This window comes from Pseudonocardia sp. (assembly GCF_025465255.1).
Classification (GTDB): Bacteria; Actinomycetota; Actinomycetes; order Mycobacteriales; family Pseudonocardiaceae; genus Pseudonocardia.
The window spans coordinates 1-17,533 of record NZ_JAODNI010000046.1 but is presented as its reverse complement, the minus strand read 5'-3'; the positions used below and the strand labels follow the sequence as shown (position 1 = coordinate 17,533).

At 73.1% G+C, this 17,533-nt stretch carries 15 protein-coding genes, 2 tRNA genes and 2 pseudogenes; 9 read left to right on the top strand and 10 right to left on the bottom strand.

Annotated elements, in window-relative coordinates; translation table 11 throughout:
• Positions 1 to 7 precede the first annotated feature (7 nt).
• Positions 8 to 343, bottom strand: coding sequence for a DUF6247 family protein (locus JWP64_RS04550; protein ID WP_297492597.1), 336 nt, complete (start codon positions 341 to 343; stop codon positions 8 to 10).
• A gap of 232 nt (positions 344 to 575) precedes the next feature.
• A tRNA-Gly gene (locus JWP64_RS04545) sits at positions 576 to 649 on the bottom strand.
• Positions 650 to 834: 185 nt separating this feature from the next.
• Here JWP64_RS04545 and JWP64_RS04540 point away from each other — a divergent pair.
• Positions 835 to 911 (top strand) — tRNA-Pro (locus tag JWP64_RS04540).
• Between the two features lie 33 nt (positions 912 to 944).
• Here the strand turns inward: JWP64_RS04540 and JWP64_RS04535 are convergent.
• The 3 genes from JWP64_RS04535 to JWP64_RS04525 all read right to left on the bottom strand — a co-directional run bounded on the left by JWP64_RS04535 (position 945) and on the right by JWP64_RS04525 (position 3,087).
• Positions 945 to 2,084, bottom strand: coding sequence for a phosphodiester glycosidase family protein (locus JWP64_RS04535; RefSeq protein ID WP_297492595.1), 1,140 nt, complete (start codon positions 2,082 to 2,084; stop codon positions 945 to 947).
• A 102-nt stretch (positions 2,085 to 2,186) separates the two neighbouring features.
• Entirely contained in the window at positions 2,187 to 2,504 is a 318-nt protein-coding gene (locus JWP64_RS04530) for a hypothetical protein (RefSeq protein ID WP_297492593.1), read from the bottom strand.
• A 439-nt stretch (positions 2,505 to 2,943) separates the two neighbouring features.
• Complete coding sequence (locus tag JWP64_RS04525; RefSeq protein ID WP_297492591.1) at positions 2,944 to 3,087, bottom strand: hypothetical protein; 144 nt, start codon at positions 3,085 to 3,087, stop codon at positions 2,944 to 2,946.
• A gap of 78 nt (positions 3,088 to 3,165) precedes the next feature.
• Between JWP64_RS04525 and JWP64_RS04520 the strand changes: the two genes are divergently transcribed.
• Complete coding sequence (locus JWP64_RS04520; protein WP_297492589.1) at positions 3,166 to 4,200, top strand: hypothetical protein; 1,035 nt, start codon at positions 3,166 to 3,168, stop codon at positions 4,198 to 4,200.
• A gap of 223 nt (positions 4,201 to 4,423) precedes the next feature.
• Here the strand turns inward: JWP64_RS04520 and JWP64_RS04515 are convergent, their stop codons facing one another.
• A complete protein-coding gene (locus tag JWP64_RS04515; protein ID WP_297492585.1) occupies positions 4,424 to 5,173 on the bottom strand; it encodes an HAD-IIA family hydrolase in 750 nt (249 codons plus the stop codon).
• 126 nt (positions 5,174 to 5,299) lie between these two features.
• On the opposite strand from JWP64_RS04515, the gene JWP64_RS04510 reads away from it, so the two are divergent.
• Positions 5,300 to 6,031 (top strand): hypothetical protein, encoded by a 732-nt coding sequence (locus JWP64_RS04510; RefSeq protein ID WP_297492583.1) that lies wholly within the window; start codon positions 5,300 to 5,302, stop codon positions 6,029 to 6,031.
• Positions 6,032 to 6,166: 135 nt separating this feature from the next.
• Here the strand turns inward: JWP64_RS04510 and JWP64_RS04505 are convergent.
• The 3 genes and pseudogenes from JWP64_RS04505 to JWP64_RS04495 form a co-directional block, all read right to left on the bottom strand.
• A pseudogene (locus JWP64_RS04505) lies at positions 6,167 to 6,871 on the bottom strand (DNA-formamidopyrimidine glycosylase family protein).
• A gap of 104 nt (positions 6,872 to 6,975) precedes the next feature.
• Positions 6,976 to 7,788 carry a DNA-formamidopyrimidine glycosylase family protein gene (locus tag JWP64_RS04500; protein WP_297492580.1) on the bottom strand — a complete coding sequence of 271 codons (813 nt, stop codon included), beginning with the start codon at positions 7,786 to 7,788 and terminating at the stop codon, positions 6,976 to 6,978.
• A 6-nt stretch (positions 7,789 to 7,794) separates the two neighbouring features.
• Positions 7,795 to 8,262 carry a ribose-5-phosphate isomerase gene (locus JWP64_RS04495; RefSeq protein WP_297492577.1) on the bottom strand — a complete coding sequence of 156 codons (468 nt, stop codon included), beginning with the start codon at positions 8,260 to 8,262 and terminating at the stop codon, positions 7,795 to 7,797.
• Positions 8,263 to 8,279: 17 nt separating this feature from the next.
• On the opposite strand from JWP64_RS04495, the gene JWP64_RS04490 reads away from it, so the two are divergent.
• The 6 genes from JWP64_RS04490 (at position 8,280) to JWP64_RS04465 (ending at position 16,721) form a co-directional block, all read left to right on the top strand.
• Positions 8,280 to 8,690, top strand: a complete 411-nt coding sequence (locus JWP64_RS04490; protein ID WP_297492575.1) for a hypothetical protein — start codon at positions 8,280 to 8,282, stop codon at positions 8,688 to 8,690.
• The gene (locus tag JWP64_RS04485) at positions 8,690 to 9,490 is read left to right on the top strand and encodes an MBL fold metallo-hydrolase (RefSeq protein ID WP_297492573.1); all 801 of its coding nucleotides are present in this window, start codon (positions 8,690 to 8,692) and stop codon (positions 9,488 to 9,490) included. The genes JWP64_RS04490 and JWP64_RS04485 overlap by 1 nt, the downstream gene beginning before the upstream one ends.
• Before the next feature lie 156 nt (positions 9,491 to 9,646).
• The gene (locus tag JWP64_RS04480; RefSeq protein WP_297492571.1) at positions 9,647 to 10,291 is read left to right on the top strand and encodes a TenA family protein; all 645 of its coding nucleotides are present in this window, start codon (positions 9,647 to 9,649) and stop codon (positions 10,289 to 10,291) included.
• Positions 10,292 to 10,359: 68 nt separating this feature from the next.
• Positions 10,360 to 12,930 carry a carboxylate--amine ligase/circularly permuted type 2 ATP-grasp protein gene (locus tag JWP64_RS04475; protein ID WP_297492568.1) on the top strand — a complete coding sequence of 857 codons (2,571 nt, stop codon included), beginning with the start codon at positions 10,360 to 10,362 and terminating at the stop codon, positions 12,928 to 12,930.
• A 45-nt stretch (positions 12,931 to 12,975) separates the two neighbouring features.
• On the top strand, positions 12,976 to 14,757 hold the full coding sequence (locus JWP64_RS04470; protein WP_297492565.1) for an N-acetylglutaminylglutamine amidotransferase: 1,782 nt from the start codon (positions 12,976 to 12,978) through the stop codon (positions 14,755 to 14,757).
• A 2-nt stretch (positions 14,758 to 14,759) separates the two neighbouring features.
• Positions 14,760 to 16,721, top strand: coding sequence for a prolyl oligopeptidase family serine peptidase (locus tag JWP64_RS04465; protein ID WP_297492563.1), 1,962 nt, complete (start codon positions 14,760 to 14,762; stop codon positions 16,719 to 16,721).
• A 54-nt stretch (positions 16,722 to 16,775) separates the two neighbouring features.
• Here JWP64_RS04465 and JWP64_RS04460 read toward each other — a convergent pair.
• Positions 16,776 to 17,533 (bottom strand): annotated as a pseudogene (locus tag JWP64_RS04460) (serine/threonine protein kinase); the annotation flags it as partial.

The window sequence follows — 17,533 nt, the reverse complement described above, 5'->3', positions numbered from 1 at the left end:
CCACCGGCTACTCGGCCAACCCCAGTTCTGCCTTCAACCGGTTCCACGGCACAGCGCCCTCAGCGCGCTCACCAGTCCGCAGACGCTCCTCCGCCGTGGCCAGCATGCGCCGGTAGCCCTCCGGCCCCAACTCCGAGGTCAACCACGCCACGCGCCGCCAGTCCTCGAGCGCCTGGTGCACCTCGGCCAGGTCCAAGCTCTCCGTAGCCCGAGCCATCAGCCGCCGCCACTGCCGATCGAAGGCCGCCGCATCCTCAGCGCTCAGCGCCGCACGTACCTGCGCGGGCGAGGCGTCAGCGAACGGAGGACTCACCGGTCCCGACGAACTTGCTTCGGCGGACATGGGAACACGGTAGCCACCGACACCGACACAACGCAGCACCCGTCCTGGACCGCGCCGCAGGGACAGGCCGACCAGCCCCACCGCCGGGTCGAAACGCAGAACGACGGTCGCAGCGGCCAGCCCCGTCCAGCGCACTGAGCACTAAACTCCGGTATAGGTGACGTTGGTGCCACAAGGTGGTGCCACGTTGATCACTATTTGATCTTCGACACAGCATCTCTGCAGGTCAGAGTGGAGCGGGCGACGGGAATCGAACCCGCGTAGCTAGTTTGGAAGACTAGGGCTCTACCATTGAGCTACGCCCGCGTGCTCCGCGTAGCGGAACGTGGACGACGATACCGGACGGCCGGGGGCGGCTCTGCAGGCGGACCCGAAGACCGTGCCGGATCACCTTCCCCACCACGTCGGGCCTGCTGTGACGTGGCGGCCGACGACACGCTGCGGGACATCGGCGGGCGCCGGCACACACGGGCCGCCTACACTCTCCTCGACGGGGTGTGGCGCAGCTTGGTAGCGCACTCGCTTTGGGAGCGAGGGGCCGTGGGTTCAAATCCCGCCACCCCGACCAGTCGGTCTGCCGTCGGCCTGTCCGACACCCGCCTCACGTCCCGTTCGAGGGGCCGGTCAGGACCCCGAGCCCGTTGGCCACCGCTCGTGGCGCAGATCCCGACGGGCTGTTCACGATCGACGCCGCGGGGGCGCCGGGCGCGCGGAACACCAGCGTGGAGGAGCCGCCGCCGTCGAGGTTCACGGCGTCGTCCGAGCCGATGTCGCGCAGGATCGCGGCGAGCTCCGCCAGCGTCGGGCCGGCGTCCGTCTCCTCGTTCCCGTCGACCGTCACGAGCCGGACGTGCCGGCCGTCGGCGCTCAGCCCGACGGCGCTGCGGGAGGCCCGCCCCGTCGGGCCGAGACCGTCGACCGGCTGTCCGTCCCGCAGCACGGGCGTCGCACCGACGGCCTCCTGCACAGCCACGCCCGACGATGCCGTCAGCCCGTAGCTGACCTGCACCGACTCCCCCACTCGGATGTCGCGCAGGGTCGCCGCCCCCTGGTCGCGTCCGACGAGCGCGAGCTCGTCCGGCGCGAGGCGGCCACCGGCGGGCGTGCCCGCCGCGACCACTCGTCCGGCGCGCAGGCGGAGCTCCCATCGATCGGCGGCGCAAGGCGCGGCGGGGTCGGTGTCCGAGCCGCAGAGGGTCCGGCCGCGATCCACGTCGCCCCAGTCCGGGGTGACGATCCCGATGCCGTCGGCCGGCACCGCGAGCTGGTTGAGGGCGCGGACCCGTAGCGGCCCGCGGGGGCCGCGTGCCTCCGCCGCCAGGCTCAGCCGGTCGACGCGGACGACACCGTCCTCGCCCACGGCCAGGACGTGCTCGGGCCCCGCCCCGCGGACCTGCGGTGCCTGCCGCCGCCCGAGCGGTTCCGCGGACTTGAGCGGTCGGCCGCCGGACACCGCGGCTCCGGTCGGCGCGCCCGTGCCGTCGATGTCGAAGAAGTCGCCGTTGATCGCCGCGGTCGCCCCGGCGCGGTCCGCCAACGTCGCCACGGGGGCGCGTGCGGTGAGCACCCCGGGCGTGAGCAGCGCGAGGCGGGCCCCCGGCTGGGTCAGGTCGACCTCGACCACGTCCGCCGTCAGTCCGGCCCCGGCCGTGAACTCGTGGTGCGTGACGCCGGGCGCGGGCCGGGCGAGCGCGGGAAGGGGTGCGGAGACGGCCGCTCCGACGCAGAGGAGTACGAGCACGAATCCGCGGCGACACCGTCCGCCCATTTCCGTGCGTCCCTCTCGATCGGCAGACGAATGCGCCGGACCCCATGCGGGATCCGGCGCATTCACGAATTGCGCTCAGCCCCCGTTGCTCCCGGTGAGCGTGTTGCAGGTGATCGGGGCGTCCGCCGCGGTCTGGGCGACCGGGCCGCTGCCGAGGATGCCGAGCACGTTGCCGAGCCCGAGCAGCGCGGTGACGTCCGGACAGACGTTCAGGCCGTTCAGGGCGTTGACGTCGCCCAGGTTGACCAGACCGGTCTGCGGGCCCAGGGGCGCGTCGTCCCCGATGACCTGCTCCGCAGAGCGTGTGGGACTCCCCGCCGCGAACGCCAGCGGGCTCACTGCGAAAAGCCCCAGAACGATTCCGGACACGACGATTCCAGCCTTCTTCAACACGATTGTCTCCTGAGGGTGACGACACCCGGATCGAACCTTGGCGCCCGGTATTTCGCACCGATTCGCCCCCGACAGGACAGAAGCTAACCGGCACCTCGCGCGGGTGACCACAGTCGTCCTTCGATCGTGTGGCCCCGCTGCGTTCCGCGACACCCACCGGTTTGAAGGCGGGAGCTTCGGGGCACGGCCGCACGTCCGAGCACGCACCGTGCATCACCGATCGGTTTTCGGCGCCGAATCTCACGTTCCGTGATCGGAAGGCAGGGTCCGACGGCGGCCCGAAGGCCTCGCCGACGCGGCGAATGGAACCCGTCGAGTGATCATGAGCGGGGCCGGTCGAGCGCGATCGCCGGGACGTGCCCCGTCCCGCGCGGAGCAGCAGGATCCCAGGGCGGGCCGCGCCACCCTCTGCTGCGGTTCGCCGGGAGTGCTCATGGCCTCAGGCCGCGTCCCACTCCCACTGCTCGCTCATCGCGCCGGGGCAGTCCGGGCACCCGATCTCGAAGCCCACGGTCTCGTCCGCGGGCAGTTCTGCATAGGAGCCGCACTCGGCGCAGCTCCACCACACGGTCGTCACACCCATACCACCGAGGGTAATGACAAGCGTGTAATTCGCAAGGCCGGTCTTGCCGCAGGGCGCACGGGTGGGCACTCTCGGCGAATGGACGGACCTGCGTCGCCCGAGGATCCCGCGCTCCCACCCGCCCGCGTCCTCGCCGAAGACCTCCTCGCCGATCCGGACGCGTCCTGGAGCATGGGCACCATCGGCGCCCTCGCGGAGTTCGCGCGGAATGCCGACGAGAGCGTATCGCGCGGCCCCGCGTGCGTCGTCACCGAGCGCGGCGGGATCCGGTTGCGGTTCCCCGACGAGGTCGAGGCCATCGCCTACGAGACACCCGCCGGTCCGGACCTGCACTGGAACCAGGCCGTCGCGTTCTGCCTGCCCGTCGCCGCCGCGCGGCGGAGTGGACGGACGGTCGTCACCGAGATCGGCCCGGACACCGACGCCCTGCGCCCGCAGGACACCGCGGACATCCTGTTCGACCTCGGCCTCGACACCCCCAGCGTCGACGCGTGCGTGCGCACCGCCGAACCCGCGCTGCTGGAGGTGCTGCGCGCCGCCGAGGGCGAACAGCTCTTCACCACCCCGGCCGCGGCCGCGCTCGTCGGGCACCGGCCGCACCGGGTGTTCCTGACCGCGGCCGGACGCGTCGAGGTCTACACACCCATCCCGCCGCCGGAGGGCCGCTCGCCGCTCGGCCCGCACACGCACCTGCTCCCCCACCTCCTGGCGCGGGCGCGGGCGGAGGGCCGCACCCACCCGCCGACCGTCCCGATCCCGGACGACCTGGTGCCGATCGCCCACGTCTACCCGCCGCACCCGTCGGCGGACCACCTCGGACGCCCGCTGCCGTTCGATCCCGAGCGGCTCATGGCGTTCCAGCGGCTGCTCGACGCGTTCGGGGACCCCGTCCTCGGGGTGCTCAAGGCCGGGGTCGTCGCAGCCGTGCGCGCCGGCCGGGGACCGCGGGACGACGAGTTGCCGCGGGATGCCGCAGGCCGGGCGGCCGTCTCCGTCGCGCTGCGGCAGCTCGCCCGGACCGACGGGGCCTCCTCGGCGTTCCACACCTGGCGCAGCCGCCACCGGGAACCACCGGAACTGCTCGATCCGGAGGGCGATCCGCACGGCGGCTGAACGCCGAGCGGACCGAGATAAGGTCAGGCAAAGGCGCGCGGTTTTCCGGTAACGGTGCGAATGAACCGCGCGAGTCACACCCGGGGCGCGGCGCCGGACCCGGTTTCGATCGGGGACGTCGCGCAGCCACCCCCGGCGGCCGGGAGTACCCCTCCCTCACCGGCCGAAGGTCCACGTCGGCGTGCCCGCCGGCGTGGACCACCCGGGGGGACTCCTCCTCGATCTAGATGTCGTCCACCAGCTCGGCGATCGTCGACACGACGCGGCTCGGCCGGAACGGATAGCGGTCCACGTCCTCGGCCTTCATGATCCCGCTCAGCACCAGCACGGTGCGCATCCCGGCCTCGAGCCCCGCGACGATGTCGGTGTCCATCCGGTCCCCGATCATCGCCGTGGTCTCCGAGTGCGCCTCGAGCCGGTTCAGCGCGGCGCGCATCATCAGCGGGTTCGGCTTGCCGACGAAGTACGGGTCGACGCCCGTCGCCCGGCTGATCAGCGCGGCCACCGACCCGGTCGCCGGCAGCAGCCCCTCACTCGACGGGCCCGTGGGGTCGGGGTTGGTCGCGACGAACCGCGCGCCCTTGTCGACGAGCCGGATCGCCGTCGTCACCGCCTCGAAGCTGTAGGTGCGGGTCTCGCCGAGCACCACGTAGTCCGGGTCCGAGTCCGTGAGGACGTACCCGATGTCGTGCAGCGCGGTGGTCAGCCCGGCCTCGCCGACGACGTACGCGCTGCCCTGCGGACGCTGGCTGTCCAGGAACGCGGCCGTGGCCAGCGCGGAGGTCCAGAGCGACTCGACCGGCAGGTCGATCCCCGTGTGGCGCAGGCGGAACTGGAGGTCGCGTGGGGTGTAGATCGAGTTGTTGGTGAGGACGAGGAACGGGGTCGAGGTGTCCCGCAGCCGTTCGATGAACGTGTCCGCGCCCGGGATCAGCCTGCCCTCGTGGACGAGCACGCCGTCCATGTCCGTCATCCAACACGTAATCGGCTTCGGCTCCGGCACGTGCCGGAGCGTAGACCGGATGGGGAACGTTTCGTGCCCGATGCCCGTTGTGAAAGGCAGAGAGATGTCTTTTCACGAAGCGGAGTTGAGAACCTGATGGGCACCGTCGTCACCGTGCTGGTGCTGCTCGCGATCGTCGCCGGCGTGGTGTACCTGGTGCGGTCGCGCCAGGCCACGCAGGCACGCGAGCTCGAGGACGCCAAGTCCGAGGCCCGGCGCTGGCTCGAGCGCCTCGGCGGGCAGGTGCTGAACCTCGTCGGGACGAACGAGCCCGCGAAGCAGGCCATCGCCGACGCCTCCGAGCGCTACAACGCCGCCGGCTCGCAGATGGAGCAGGCCAGGACGACCGCGCAGACCCGCGGCGTCACCGAGACCGCGTACGAGGGCCTCTACTACGTCCGGGCCGCGCGCACCGCGATGGACCTGGACCCCGGCCCCGAGCTGCCGCCGCTGCCGGGCCAGGCCCGCGCGGGCGCCGTCAGCGAGGACCGGACCGTCGAGGTCGAGGGGCAGGGCTACAGCGCCTCGCCGAACCCGTCGGACCGCAACTCCCACTACTACCCCGGCGGCAACGTCGCCGGACGCCCGGTCCCCGCGGGCTGGTACTCCGAGCCGTGGTGGAAGCCGGCGCTCGTCGCCGGCGCGTGGGGCGTCGGATCGGTGCTGCTGTTCAGCACGATGTTCTCCGGGATGTCCGGGGTCGCCTACGCGGACGGCTACCAGGACGGCCTCGCGGCCGACGGTGGCGACGCGGGCGCGGACGCCGGCGGCGACATGGGCGGCGGGGACTCCGGTGGGGACGACTTCGGCGGGGGTTTCGACTTCTGACGTTTGCGGTTCACCCCGGCCGGGTATGAATGTCCTGACGCACTCGAGCCACGGCCGGTGAGAACCGGCCCTTCCAGCCGACCCGCCCGGAGAACGCTTTCCCGGGCGGGTCAGTGCTTTTCCGGGGGCGATTCCCTACGCCGCCTGGCAGCGCGGACACCAGAAGAGGTTCCGCGCGAGGTGCGTCTCGCACGCGATCGGCGTCGCGCACACCAGGCACGGCCTGCGCCGCTCGCCGTCGCGGAGCATCGCGGCGAGGTCCGCCCAGAGCCGCTCCCAGCGTTCCCGGCCCAGCTCGCGGCCGGGCAGGTGCGGGTCCAGGCCGGTGCGGAAGAGGGCCGCGGCCCGAAAGACGTTGCCCACGCCCGCGATCACCTTCTGGTCCATGAGCAGCGCCGCGAGCGGGGGCCCGGGACCGGGAGATGCGGGCATAGGCGCGATCCGGATCCGCGTCGGGAGGCAGCGGATCCTCACCGAGGCGGGCGTGCACGGCGTCGACCTCGGCGTCGATGAGCAGCTCGCACGCCGTCGGCCCGCGCAGGGCCGCGTAGTGGGTGCGGCGACCATCCGCATCCGGACCTGCCCGCGGGGCTCGGCCGCCGGGAGCGTGCGCGAGCCGAACCGGCCGTAGAGCCCGAGGTGGACGTGCACGACCGGGTCCGGACCGTAGTGGTGGAACAGGTGCTTGCCGTGCGCGTCCGTGGACTCGAGCACCCGGCCGTCGACGAGTTCGGCGTCGGTCGCGAAGCGGCCCTGCGGGCTGGAGACCGAAACCGGGGAGCCCGCGAACCGGCGGCGCTGCAGCCGCGCGAGGTGGTGCACGGTGTGGCCTTCGGGCATGGCCCCGACCCTGCCCCGTGATCGCCGATCCCGCGCGCCGACCGCTGTTCCGCAGCTCGGCCGGGGTTGTGCGCGGGAAACCTCGTTCTAGCGAGGTTTCCCACTCACAGGGCGGGTTGGCAGGTGGGGCACCAGAAGAGGTTGCGGGCGGCGTGGGTCGTGGTGCGGACGGGCGTCCCGCACACCAGGCACGGCATCCCGGTCCGGCGGTAGACGTAGACCTCGCCGCCGTGCCGGTCCTTGCGCCCGGGTTCGCCGCGGCGCCGTGGGTCGTGCTCGGGCGCGACGGTGTCGATCCGGCCGCGCCGCACCCCGTCCCGCATGAGCGCGACGAGGTCGGGCCACATCACGTCGAAGGTCTCGCGCGGTAGCGCGCGCCCGGGCAGCTGCGGGTCCAGGTGGTGCCGGAACAGCAGCTCCGCCCGGTACACGTTCCCGACGCCGGCGACGACGGCCTGGTCCATCAGCAGCGTCGCGAGCGGCGCCCGGGACCTCGAGATCCGCTTCCAGACCTGCTCCGGATCGGCGTCGCGGCGCAGCGGGTCCGGCCCGAGCCGGTCCCGGATGGCCTTGACCTCGGCCGCCGCGAGCAGCTCGCAGGCCGTGGGCCCGCGGAGGTCCGCGAAGTGCGTCTCCCCCACCAGCCGCATCCGCAGCTGCCCTCGCGGCTCCGGCGCCGGGAGCTCGCCCTCGTCGAATGTGCCGTAGAGCCCGAGGTGCACGTGCACGACGAGTTCGGGCCCGAACCGCTGGAAGAGGTGCTTGCCGTGCGCCTCGGCCCGGGTCATGACCTGGCCGTCGAGCAGCGCGGCGGACTCCGCGAACCGGCCCTGCGGGCTGGAGACCGCGACCGGGCGTCGGGCGAAGAGCCTCTGGTGCAGCCGGGCCAGCCGGTGGAGGGTGTGTCCCTCAGGCATGCCGCATCACGTGGGCAGGACGATCTCGCAGGTCTCCTCGTACTCCGCGAGCTGACCGATGCGACGGGCGTGCCGCGGCTCCTCGGAGAACGGCGTCGTCAGGAACGCCTCGACGATCGCCGCGACCTCCTCGAACGTGTGCATCCGGGCGCCGACCCCGATGACCTGCGCGTTGTTGTGCTGCCGGGCGAGCCTCGCGATCTCCGGGCTCCAGGCCAGCGCGGCCCGGCAGCCCCTCACCTTGTTCGCGGCGATCTGCTCGCCGTTGCCGGACCCGCCGATCACGATGCCCAGCGCGCTCTCGTCCTCGACCACCCGGCGGGCGGTCTCCAGGCACCAGGCGGGGTAGTCGTCCTCGGGGTCGTAGGTGGGGGCGCCGACGTCGACGACGTCGATGCCCTGCCCGCCCAGGTGTTCCAGGAGACGGGACTTGAGTTCGAAGCCGGCGTGGTCGCTGCCGAGGTAGACGCGCACGGGCAGGATCCTGCCTTATGCCGGAGATCGCCGGGGGCGACGGGGTTCCGCACGGCTGGGTCGTGGTGCGGTTCGCCGGGTCCGCCGGTCCGTGGTCCCGGACGCGGCGGCCGTCGTCGGGGCCGTGCGACGTGCTCGTCGCCGGGATGCTCGGTCGGCGCGCTCGCCGACCTCCCCCGTGGGCCCGGCTCGACGCGGGCACCTCGTGGGACCCGGACCTGGACTCACTGGTCAACGTGAACGCTCCCGCGGAGCTGGCCGACGCCACGGCGAGTCCGGCCCCGGAGATCGTCGTCGACGGCCGGCGGGTCTCGGCGGCGACGCCGGCCGAGGTGGGCCTCGGGCACCCTGGAACGCCTCTGGTCAGGGGCGACGCGCTCGTCGAGATCGACAACAGGCTGGTCCGAACCATGATCGAAGCAGCCTGATGTCGAGTTCGACGGGCGAATGGCTCGAGCTCGGCGACGGCGTGTTCGCCCGGCGGTACGCGGAGCTGGACCTGACGACGGGCCTGGTGCTCGGCGCCGACCGGGCGCTGGTGATCGACACGCGGGGCGACGCCGGGCAGGGCGCCGAGCTCCTCGCCTCGGTCCGGGGCGTCACGGGTCTGCCGCTCGCGGTCGTCCTCACCCACGCGCACTTCGACCACTGCTTCGGCACGGCCGCCTTCCTCCCGGCGCCGGTGTACGCCCACGCCCGCTGCGCGGCGGCGATCACGGCGACGGCGGGCGCGCAGCGGGACCGCTGGGTGCGGCACTACCGCGACGACGGGGACGGGCCGACGGCAGCCGCGCTGGCCGCCACCCCCGATCCCCCGCTGCCCTCCGCCGCGCCGGACCTCCTCGATCTCGGCGGCCGCGCGGTCGCCCTGCTGCACCCGGGCCGCGGGCACACCGACCACGACCTCGTCGTCCACGTCCCGGACGCCGGTGTCGTCTTCGCGGGCGACCTCCTGGAGCAGGGCGCTCCCCCGGACTTCGAGGACGCGTACCCGCGGGAGTGGGCCGACGCCGTCGCCACGGTGACGGCACTCGACGCGAGTACGTACGTCCCGGGCCACGGGAACCCGATGACGCCGGCGGAGGCGGCGGCACAGCATGCCGAGCTGCGGGTCGTCGCCGAGCTCGCGGCCGCCGTCGGCGAGGGCCGGACCACCCCGGAGGAGGCGGCCGCCCGCTCCCCCTACCCCGACGTCCCCTGGCCCCGACCCCCGCGAGCAGGGACGTGAGCCCCGCGAGCCGCGATCGAGACCGGGCGAGTCGGTACGTGAGACGCGCGCCGGCGCGGGCAAGCGGAACAGGTCGCAGACCGCGACTCGCCCGGCTCTCGATCCCGACTCGCCCGGCCTCGGATCGCGACTCGCGGACGATCTAGGGTCGGCGGGGTGGGGACGTCGGAGAAGTTGCGGGTGGAGTTCGGGGCCGTCTGGGACGCCGCGGTCGGGCATCGGTTCGTCGACGAGTTGTGGGACGGCTCCCTCGACCCGACGGTCCTCACCCGGTACCTCGTCCAGGACTTCCAGTTCTGTGACGCGTTCCTGGCGCTGATGGGCGCGGCGGTCGCGTCGTGCGACGACCCGGACGCCCGGGTCGTCCACGCCCGGCAGGTCGGCCTCGTCGCCGGGGACGAGAACGACTTCTTCCACTCCTCCTTCGACGCGCTCGGCGTCTCCACCGCGGAGAGGACCGCGCCCGAGCTCGCCGAACCGACCCGCGGTTTCGTCGCCTTGATGGACGGCGCGCGGCACACCGCGGACTACGGCTCATGCCTGGCGGTGCTGCTCGTCGCGGAATGGCTGTATCTGGACTGGGCCACTCGGCCCAACTTCACTGCGCCTTCCGACCCGATTCCCCGGGAATGGATCGACCTGCACCGCGGGGCCGATTTCGAGGTGTGGGTCGCGTTCCTCCGGGCCGAGTTCAACCGGGTCAACGAGGGCCTCGGTCCCGCTGCCGCGCAACGGGTTTCGGCGTTCTTCGGGGAGGCCGTCGGGCTGGAGCTGGCGTTCTTCGACGCCGCATACGGGTGAGGATTTCCGCACCCACCACCTGCGCGGCGGCTATCTCGCCGTAACAACGGGCACCTAGCGTCATGGACATGGGTGCCGGAGAGAGATCCCTCCTCGGGGTGGAAGAGGAGTTCCACGTCGTGGGCCTCGAGACCCGCCGCGCGGCGCCTCGCGCGGACATGCTGCTCCCCGAGCTCGGCGGCGACGAGTTCGCCCCGGAGCTGCAGCGCTCGCTCGTCGAGACGAACACCCCGCCCTGCTACGAGCTCGACGAGCTCGGGGCCCACCTGCGGCGGCTGCGCACGCGGCTGGAGAGCGTCGCCGAACCGCACGGGCTCGGGGTCGTCGCGGCGGGGACGGTCCCGCTCGTCGACCTCACCGGCGACGACATCTCGGCCGGTGCCCGCTACGAGAAGATGCAGCACGAGTACCAGCTCCTGGTCCGCGAGCAGCACATCTGCGGCGCCCAGGTGCACGTCGACGTGCCGGACCGTGACCTCGCCGTGCAGGTCGTCCGCCGGGTCGCGCCGTATCTGCCCACCCTGCTGGCCATCTCCGCGAGCTCGCCCTACTGGCGCGGCCACGACTCCGGCTACGCGAGCTACCGCAACATGATCTGGTCCCGCTGGCCCACCGCGGGGCCGCCCGGCAACGTGGAGACGGCCGCGGACTACGACGCGATGGTCGCCGAGCTGATCGCGTCCGGGACGATCAGCGACCCGGGGATGGTCTACTTCGACATCCGGCCCAGCGCCCACCTGCCGACCGTCGAGCTGCGCGTCTGCGACGCCTGCCCCGAGGTCGACGACGTGGTGCTGATCGCGGGCCTGTTCCGTGCCCTCGTCGGGCAGGCCCGCGAGGACACCGACAAGGGCCTGCCGCTGCCCACCCAGCGCCACGAGCTGCTGCGCGCGGCGAGCTGGCGGGCGGCGCGTTCGGGCCTGGAGGGCGACCTCGTCGACCTCACCGGGCCCACGCTCGTCAGTCCGCCGCTGCTGCTCGGCCGGCTCGTGGACAAGCTGCGCCCGCAGCTCGAGGAGCTCGGGGACTGGGAGCAGGTCGTCGAGCTCTCCCAGGCGACGCTGAGGCGGGGCAGTGCCGCCGCCCGTCAACGCCGCGTGTTCGGCCGGCGGGGCGAGCTGGCCGACGTCGTCGACGCACTGCTGGCCCGCACGCAGGGCCGCACATTGAGCCAGGACCCGCCGCAGGAGGTCCCGCTCGCCTCGGCGCTGCTCGCGGGGTACCGGCCCGGCGGGTACGACGAGGCGGTGACGCCCGGCGGCCGGGTCCTGCCGCACTACGGCTGGATGTTCCGCACTCTGGAGCGGCTCGGCCCGCGGGGCATGGCGGCCGCGGAATCCGCGCTGCGCACCGAACAGCGCGCCCGCGGCGTGACGTTCGGGGTGGCCGGGCCCGGCCAGGAGGAACGCCTGTTCCCGCTGGACCTGCTGCCGCGGATCGTCACCGCCGAGGACTGGGGCGGTCTCACCGAGGGCCTCGCCCAGCGGGTCCGGGCCCTGGAGCTGTTCGTCCGCGACGTCTACGGGCAGCGCCGGATCATCACCGACGGGCTGATCCCGCCGTCCGTGGTGGACAACGCGCCGGGCTACAACCGCGAGGGCGAGATCGTCCCGGAGGACGTCGTCCGGATCGCCGTCGCCGGCGTCGACCTGGTGCGCGACGCCGCGGAGAACTGGCTGGTGCTGGAGGACAACCTGCGGGTCCCGTCCGGCATCGGCTACTCGATCATGAGCCGGCGGCTGATCCGCAGCGTCATGCCGGACCTCGAGCCGCCCGCCGGCGTCGTCCCCCTGGAGGACGTGCCGGGCCGGCTGCGGGCGGCCCTGCTCAGCGCCACGGAGAAGGGCCGGGCCGGATCGGACGAGGTCGCGCTGCTGAGCGCCGGGCCGTCGGACTCGGCGTTCTTCGAGCACCGGCTGCTGGCCGAGCAGATGGGCGTCCCGGTCGTCACGCCGCGGGACCTGCAGGTCACCGAGGACGGCGTGTACCTCGTCGACACCGGCGCCCGGACCCGGCTCTCGGCGCTCTACCGGCGGATCGACGAGGCCGAGCTCATGTCGTCGAGGGGCGCGGACATGCGGCCGATCGGCCGGGCGCTGGCCTCCGCGGTCTCCCGCGGGAAGGTCGCGCTGCTCAACGCGCTGGGCAACGGCGTCGCGGACGACAAGCTCGTCTACGCCTACGCCCCGGACATGATCACCTACTACCTCGACGAGCCGGTGCGCCTCGGCAGCGTGCCGACCTATCCGTGCGTGGACCCGGAGCGCCGCGAGGAGGTCCTGGACCGGCTCGACGAGCTGGTGTTCAAGCCCGTCGACGGCTACGGCGGCACCGGCATCGTGATCGGCCCGCACGCGGAGCGCAGCGAGCTGACCGAGGTGGCGAAGGCCATCCGCGAGGAGCCCGCGAAGTGGGTCGCGCAGGACATGGTGTCCCTCTCCACACATCCGACGTTCGCCGACGGCAGGCTGGAGCCGCGGGCCGTCGACCTGCGGGCCTTCGTGTTCCAGAGCCAATGGGGGGGATACCCCCACCTCGACGTAGTGCCCGCCGCCTTGAGCCGGGTTGCGCCGGCGGGGAGTCTCATCGTGAACTCGTCCCGCGGCGGCGGCGCGAAGGACACCTGGATCCTGCGCTGAGCGCACCGGCACACCGACGACACCACCTACCGAGGGAGACTTGAGATGTGCGGGATCGCGGGCGAGATCCGGTTCGACGGCCGGAGCGCCGACCCCGGAGCGGTGGCCCGGATCACCGACGCCATGCACCGGCGCGGGCCGGACGGCACCGGCGTCCACTCGGCCGGACCGATCGCGCTGGGCCACCGCCGCCTGAAGATCATCGACCTGTCCGAGCGCGGCTCCCAGCCGATGGTGGACCCCGCACTCGGCCTGGCCGTCGTCTTCAACGGCTGCATCTACAACTACAAGGAGCTCCGGTCCGAGCTGGAGGCCGCGGGCTACCGGTTCTTCTCCGACTCCGACACCGAGACCGTCCTCAAGGCCTACGCGCACTGGGGCGCCGCCTGCGTCGAGCACTTCCTCGGGATGTTCGCGTTCGGCGTCGCCGAGCGGGACACCGGCACGCTCGTGCTGGGCCGGGACCGGCTCGGGATCAAGCCGCTCTACCTGGCCGAGGGGCCGGGACGGCTGCGCTTCGCGTCGTCGCTGCCCGCGTTGCTCGCCGGGGGCGAGGTCGACACCTCGATCGACCCGGTCGCGCTGCACCACTACATGACGTTCCACTCCGTCGTCCCCGCGCCGCGGACGATCCTGTCCGGGATCCGCAAGCTGCCGCCCGCGACCGTCCGCACGATCAAGGCCGACGGGACGTCGAGCGACCACGTCTACTGGACGCCCGTGCACTCCCGGCGCAGCGAGTTCGCCGGGATGGGCGCCGCGGAGTGGAAGGACCGGACCCTCGACGCGCTGCGCCTCGCCGTCCGCCGCCGCATGGTCGCCGACGTCCCGGTCGGCGTCCTGCTCTCGGGCGGGCTGGACTCCTCGCTGATCGTGGCGCTGCTCGCCGAGGAGGGGCAGACCGGGCTCAAGACGTTCTCGGTCGGGTTCCACGCGGCCGGCGGCGAGAAGGGCGACGAGTTCGAGTACTCCGACCTCGTCGCGAAGGAGTTCTCGACGGACCACGAGCAGATCCTGGTGGACCCCGCGCGGATGCTGCCCGCCGTCGACGACGCGATCACCGCGATGGCCGAGCCCATGGTCAGCCACGACTGCGTGGCCTTCTACCTGCTCTCCGAGCAGGTCGCGAAGTCCGTGACGGTGGTGCAGAGCGGGCAGGGCGCGGACGAGGTGTTCGCCGGGTACGACTGGTACCCGCCGCTCGCGCGCACCCCGCGGAGCAAGGCCGTCGAGACCTACGCGGGCGTGTTCACCGACCGCCCGCACTCGGACATGGCGGACATCCTGGAGAAGGAGTGGTTGCTCGACCACGACCCGTCGCGCGCCTTCATCGCCGAGCACTTCGCGGCGGAGGGGGCGGACGAGACCCTCGACGCCGCCCTGAGGCTGGACAGCACCGTCATGCTCGTGGACGATCCGGTCAAGCGGGTCGACAACATGACCATGGCCTGGGGACTGGAAGCGCGCGTCCCGTTCCTGGACCATGAGCTCGTGGAGCTCGCCGCCGCGTGCCCACCCGAGTTCAAGCTGGCGCACGGCGGGAAGGGCGTGCTGAAGGAGGCGGCCCGCGGGGTCGTCCCGGACGGAGTGATCGACCGGCCGAAGGGGTACTTCCCCGTTCCGGCCATCCGGCACCTCGAGGGTCCTTTCCTCGAACGGGTGCGGGACGCCGTGACCGACCCGGTCGCGAAGGCACGAGGCCTGGTCCGGAGCGAATGGCTGGACCGTATGCTCGCGGATCCGAACGCCCAGCGCACCAACCTGGGGTCGAACGCGCTGTGGCAGGTGGCGCTGCTGGAGATGTGGTTACAGGAGAGGGGGATCTAGGGATGCACGACGGTGTCGACGCGGATACCACGGCTGTCACGGCCTTCACCGACCGTCGGCGGGCGCAGCTCGCCGGCGAAGTAGGTCCCTCGGCCGAGCACCTCTTCAGCCCGGCCTACACCGATCCCGTGCCCTCCCCGGACGGCACGCTGGTCGCCTGGATCTCCGACCGCGACGGCCGGCCCCGCGCCTACGTCGCCGAGCTGCCGCCCACCGGCTCCGACCTGCCCGTCGTGCAGCCGTTGCGGGCCCTGGACACCGAGGTGGACCCGGACGCGCCCTGCGACGTCAAGGCGGTCAGCTGGTCCCCGGACGGCACGTTGCTGGCCTGCGAGGTCGCTCCCGGTGGTGGGGAGCGGACCCGCGTGCTGCTCCTGAGCCCGGACGGGCTCGAGCGCCGCGAGATCGCGCCCGGCGCCTGCGCGGTGACCCTCGGCGCCTGGTCCCCCACCGGGCGCCAGCTCGGCGTCACGATCTTCGCCGGGAGCGGCGACGGCAACGGCTCGGCCTGCCTGGTGGACCTGCGGGACGGCTCGTCGACGGTGCTGGCCTGCGGGCCCGCCGTCCGGATCTGCGCCGTCAGCGGTGACGGGCGCCGGGCCGTGGTGCGCACCGGCCGCCGCGGCGCGCGCAGCCTCGAGCTCATCGACCTCTGGACGGGGCGGCGCACGGACCTGCTCGCCGGCGGCGACGCGACCGTCGCGGACGGCCGCTTCGGCGTCACCGGCGGTACCCTCTACCTGCACACCGACGCCGGGCGCGAGCGTCCGGCGCTGCTCGCCGTCTCCCTCGGGGAGGGCGACGAGGTGTCCCTGTCCTGGGAGATCGCCGCCCGCGCGGACGACGACCTCGACGTCGTCGCCCTGGACCCCGCGGGCGCCCGCGCCGCGCTCGTCTGGAACGTCGACGGGCGCAGCGAGATGGAGCTCGTGGACCTGCGGACCGGGCTCACCGGGCCGTTGCCGGAGCCGCCCGGGGACGTCATCACCAACCTGGCGTTCTCCCGGGACGGGCACGCGCTGCTCGTCGCGAGCGAGGGACCGGCCGTGCCGCGGAACATCGCGCGCATCGGGCTGGACCCGGACGTCCCGTTCTCACAGGCCACGGCCCTGCTGCCGGCCGAGCCGGACGACGTCACCCTCGACGCTCTGGAGCAGTTCGTCACACCGACGCTGCACGAGTTCACCGGCGAGGACGGCCTGAGGCTCTCGGGCTGGCTGTTCCGCCCGCGTACCGCCTACGGGGCCCAGCCGCCGGGAAGGCTGCCGACGCTGCTGTGGTTGCACGGCGGTCCCGAGGCGCAGGAGCGGCCGATCTTCCAGCCGCTGTTCCAGGCGCTGGTCGCCGAGGGGATCCAGGTGTTCGCGCCGAACGTGCGCGGCTCCGGCGGCTTCGGCCGCGCGTTCTCCCAGGCGGACGACCTGGACCGGCGGTTCGCGGCGATCACGGACGTCCGCGCCGCGGTCACGTTCCTCACCGACTCCGGGCTCGCGGACGCGAACCGGGTCGGGGTCTCGGGCCGGTCCTACGGCGGGTACCTGACCCTCGTCGCGCTCGCCTGGTTCCCGGAGCTGTTCCGGGTCGGCGTGGACGTGTGCGGGATGTCGGACCTCGAGACGTTCTACACGGACACCGAGCCGTGGATCGCCGCCGCGGCGACCACGAAGTACGGGGACCCGGAGACGGATCGGGAGCTGCTGCGCGCGCTCTCCCCGATCCACAGCGCGGACCGGATCACCGCCCCGCTGATGGTCGTCCACGGCCGCTACGACACCAATGTGCCGCTCGGCGAGGCGGAGCGGATCGTCGAGGTCCTGCGGGACAAGGGCGCGGCGCCGAAGTTCCTGCTCTTCGACGATGAGGGCCACGAGACCCACGGCGTCGCGAACCGCGCGGAGTTCGTGGGCGAGGTCGTGCGGTGGGTCGGGGGGAACCTGCAGGAGGCGGACTCCCGGACCGCCTGACGCCCCGGACTCGCACTGTGGAGCCATGACGCGGGTTCTGGGGCCGTCCGTCCTTCAGGCGCGGCCGAAGGACTGCAGGATCTGGTCCCCGTTGTCCGCGGTGGACACGACGAACGTGTACGCCTCGCGGGTGGTGGTGCCGTCCTTGCGCCCGAAGCGGATCGTCGCCGCCACCCGGCCGTCGCCGATCGAGCGCGCGTTCTCGACGTCGATCGAGTTCATCCCGGCGTAGAAGTTCCGGTAGCCGGAGATCCCCCCGGACTGGGCCTGCGCCGAGGAGCTGAGCAGGGCGAACGCGGCGTCCGGGTTGCCCGGCAGCAAGCCGTAGTAGTTCTGCACGAACGAGACCGCGTCCCCGGGGTTCACCGGGGCGGTCGCGCTGTCGCTCGTCGTCGTGGGCGGTGTCGTGGTCGTGGTCGTGGTGGGAGGCGTGGTCGTGGTGGGAGGCGTGGTCGGCGCCGCGGTGGTCGTGGTCACCGGGGTGGCGGGCGCGGACGTGGCCGGGGCCGCGACACCGCCCGACGGCGTGTCGTTCGCCCGGATCACCCCGATCGCGATGCCGCCGCCGACCGCCAGGAGCACGACGACCGCGATCAGGATCGGGACGAGCCTGCGGCGCCTCGGCTTCTCGGCCGCAGCGGCGCCCCTGCCGCTCCCGCCGCCTCCGCCGGGCGGGATGACGAGCGGGCGCGGGACCTCGGTGAGGGTACGCGGGCCCGTATCGACGGGCTCGTCCTCGACCGCCACGGCCGGGGCGACGACGGTGGCCGGGGAGGTCCGCGCGGGCGGCGCGACGCCGGCGGCCGAGCGCC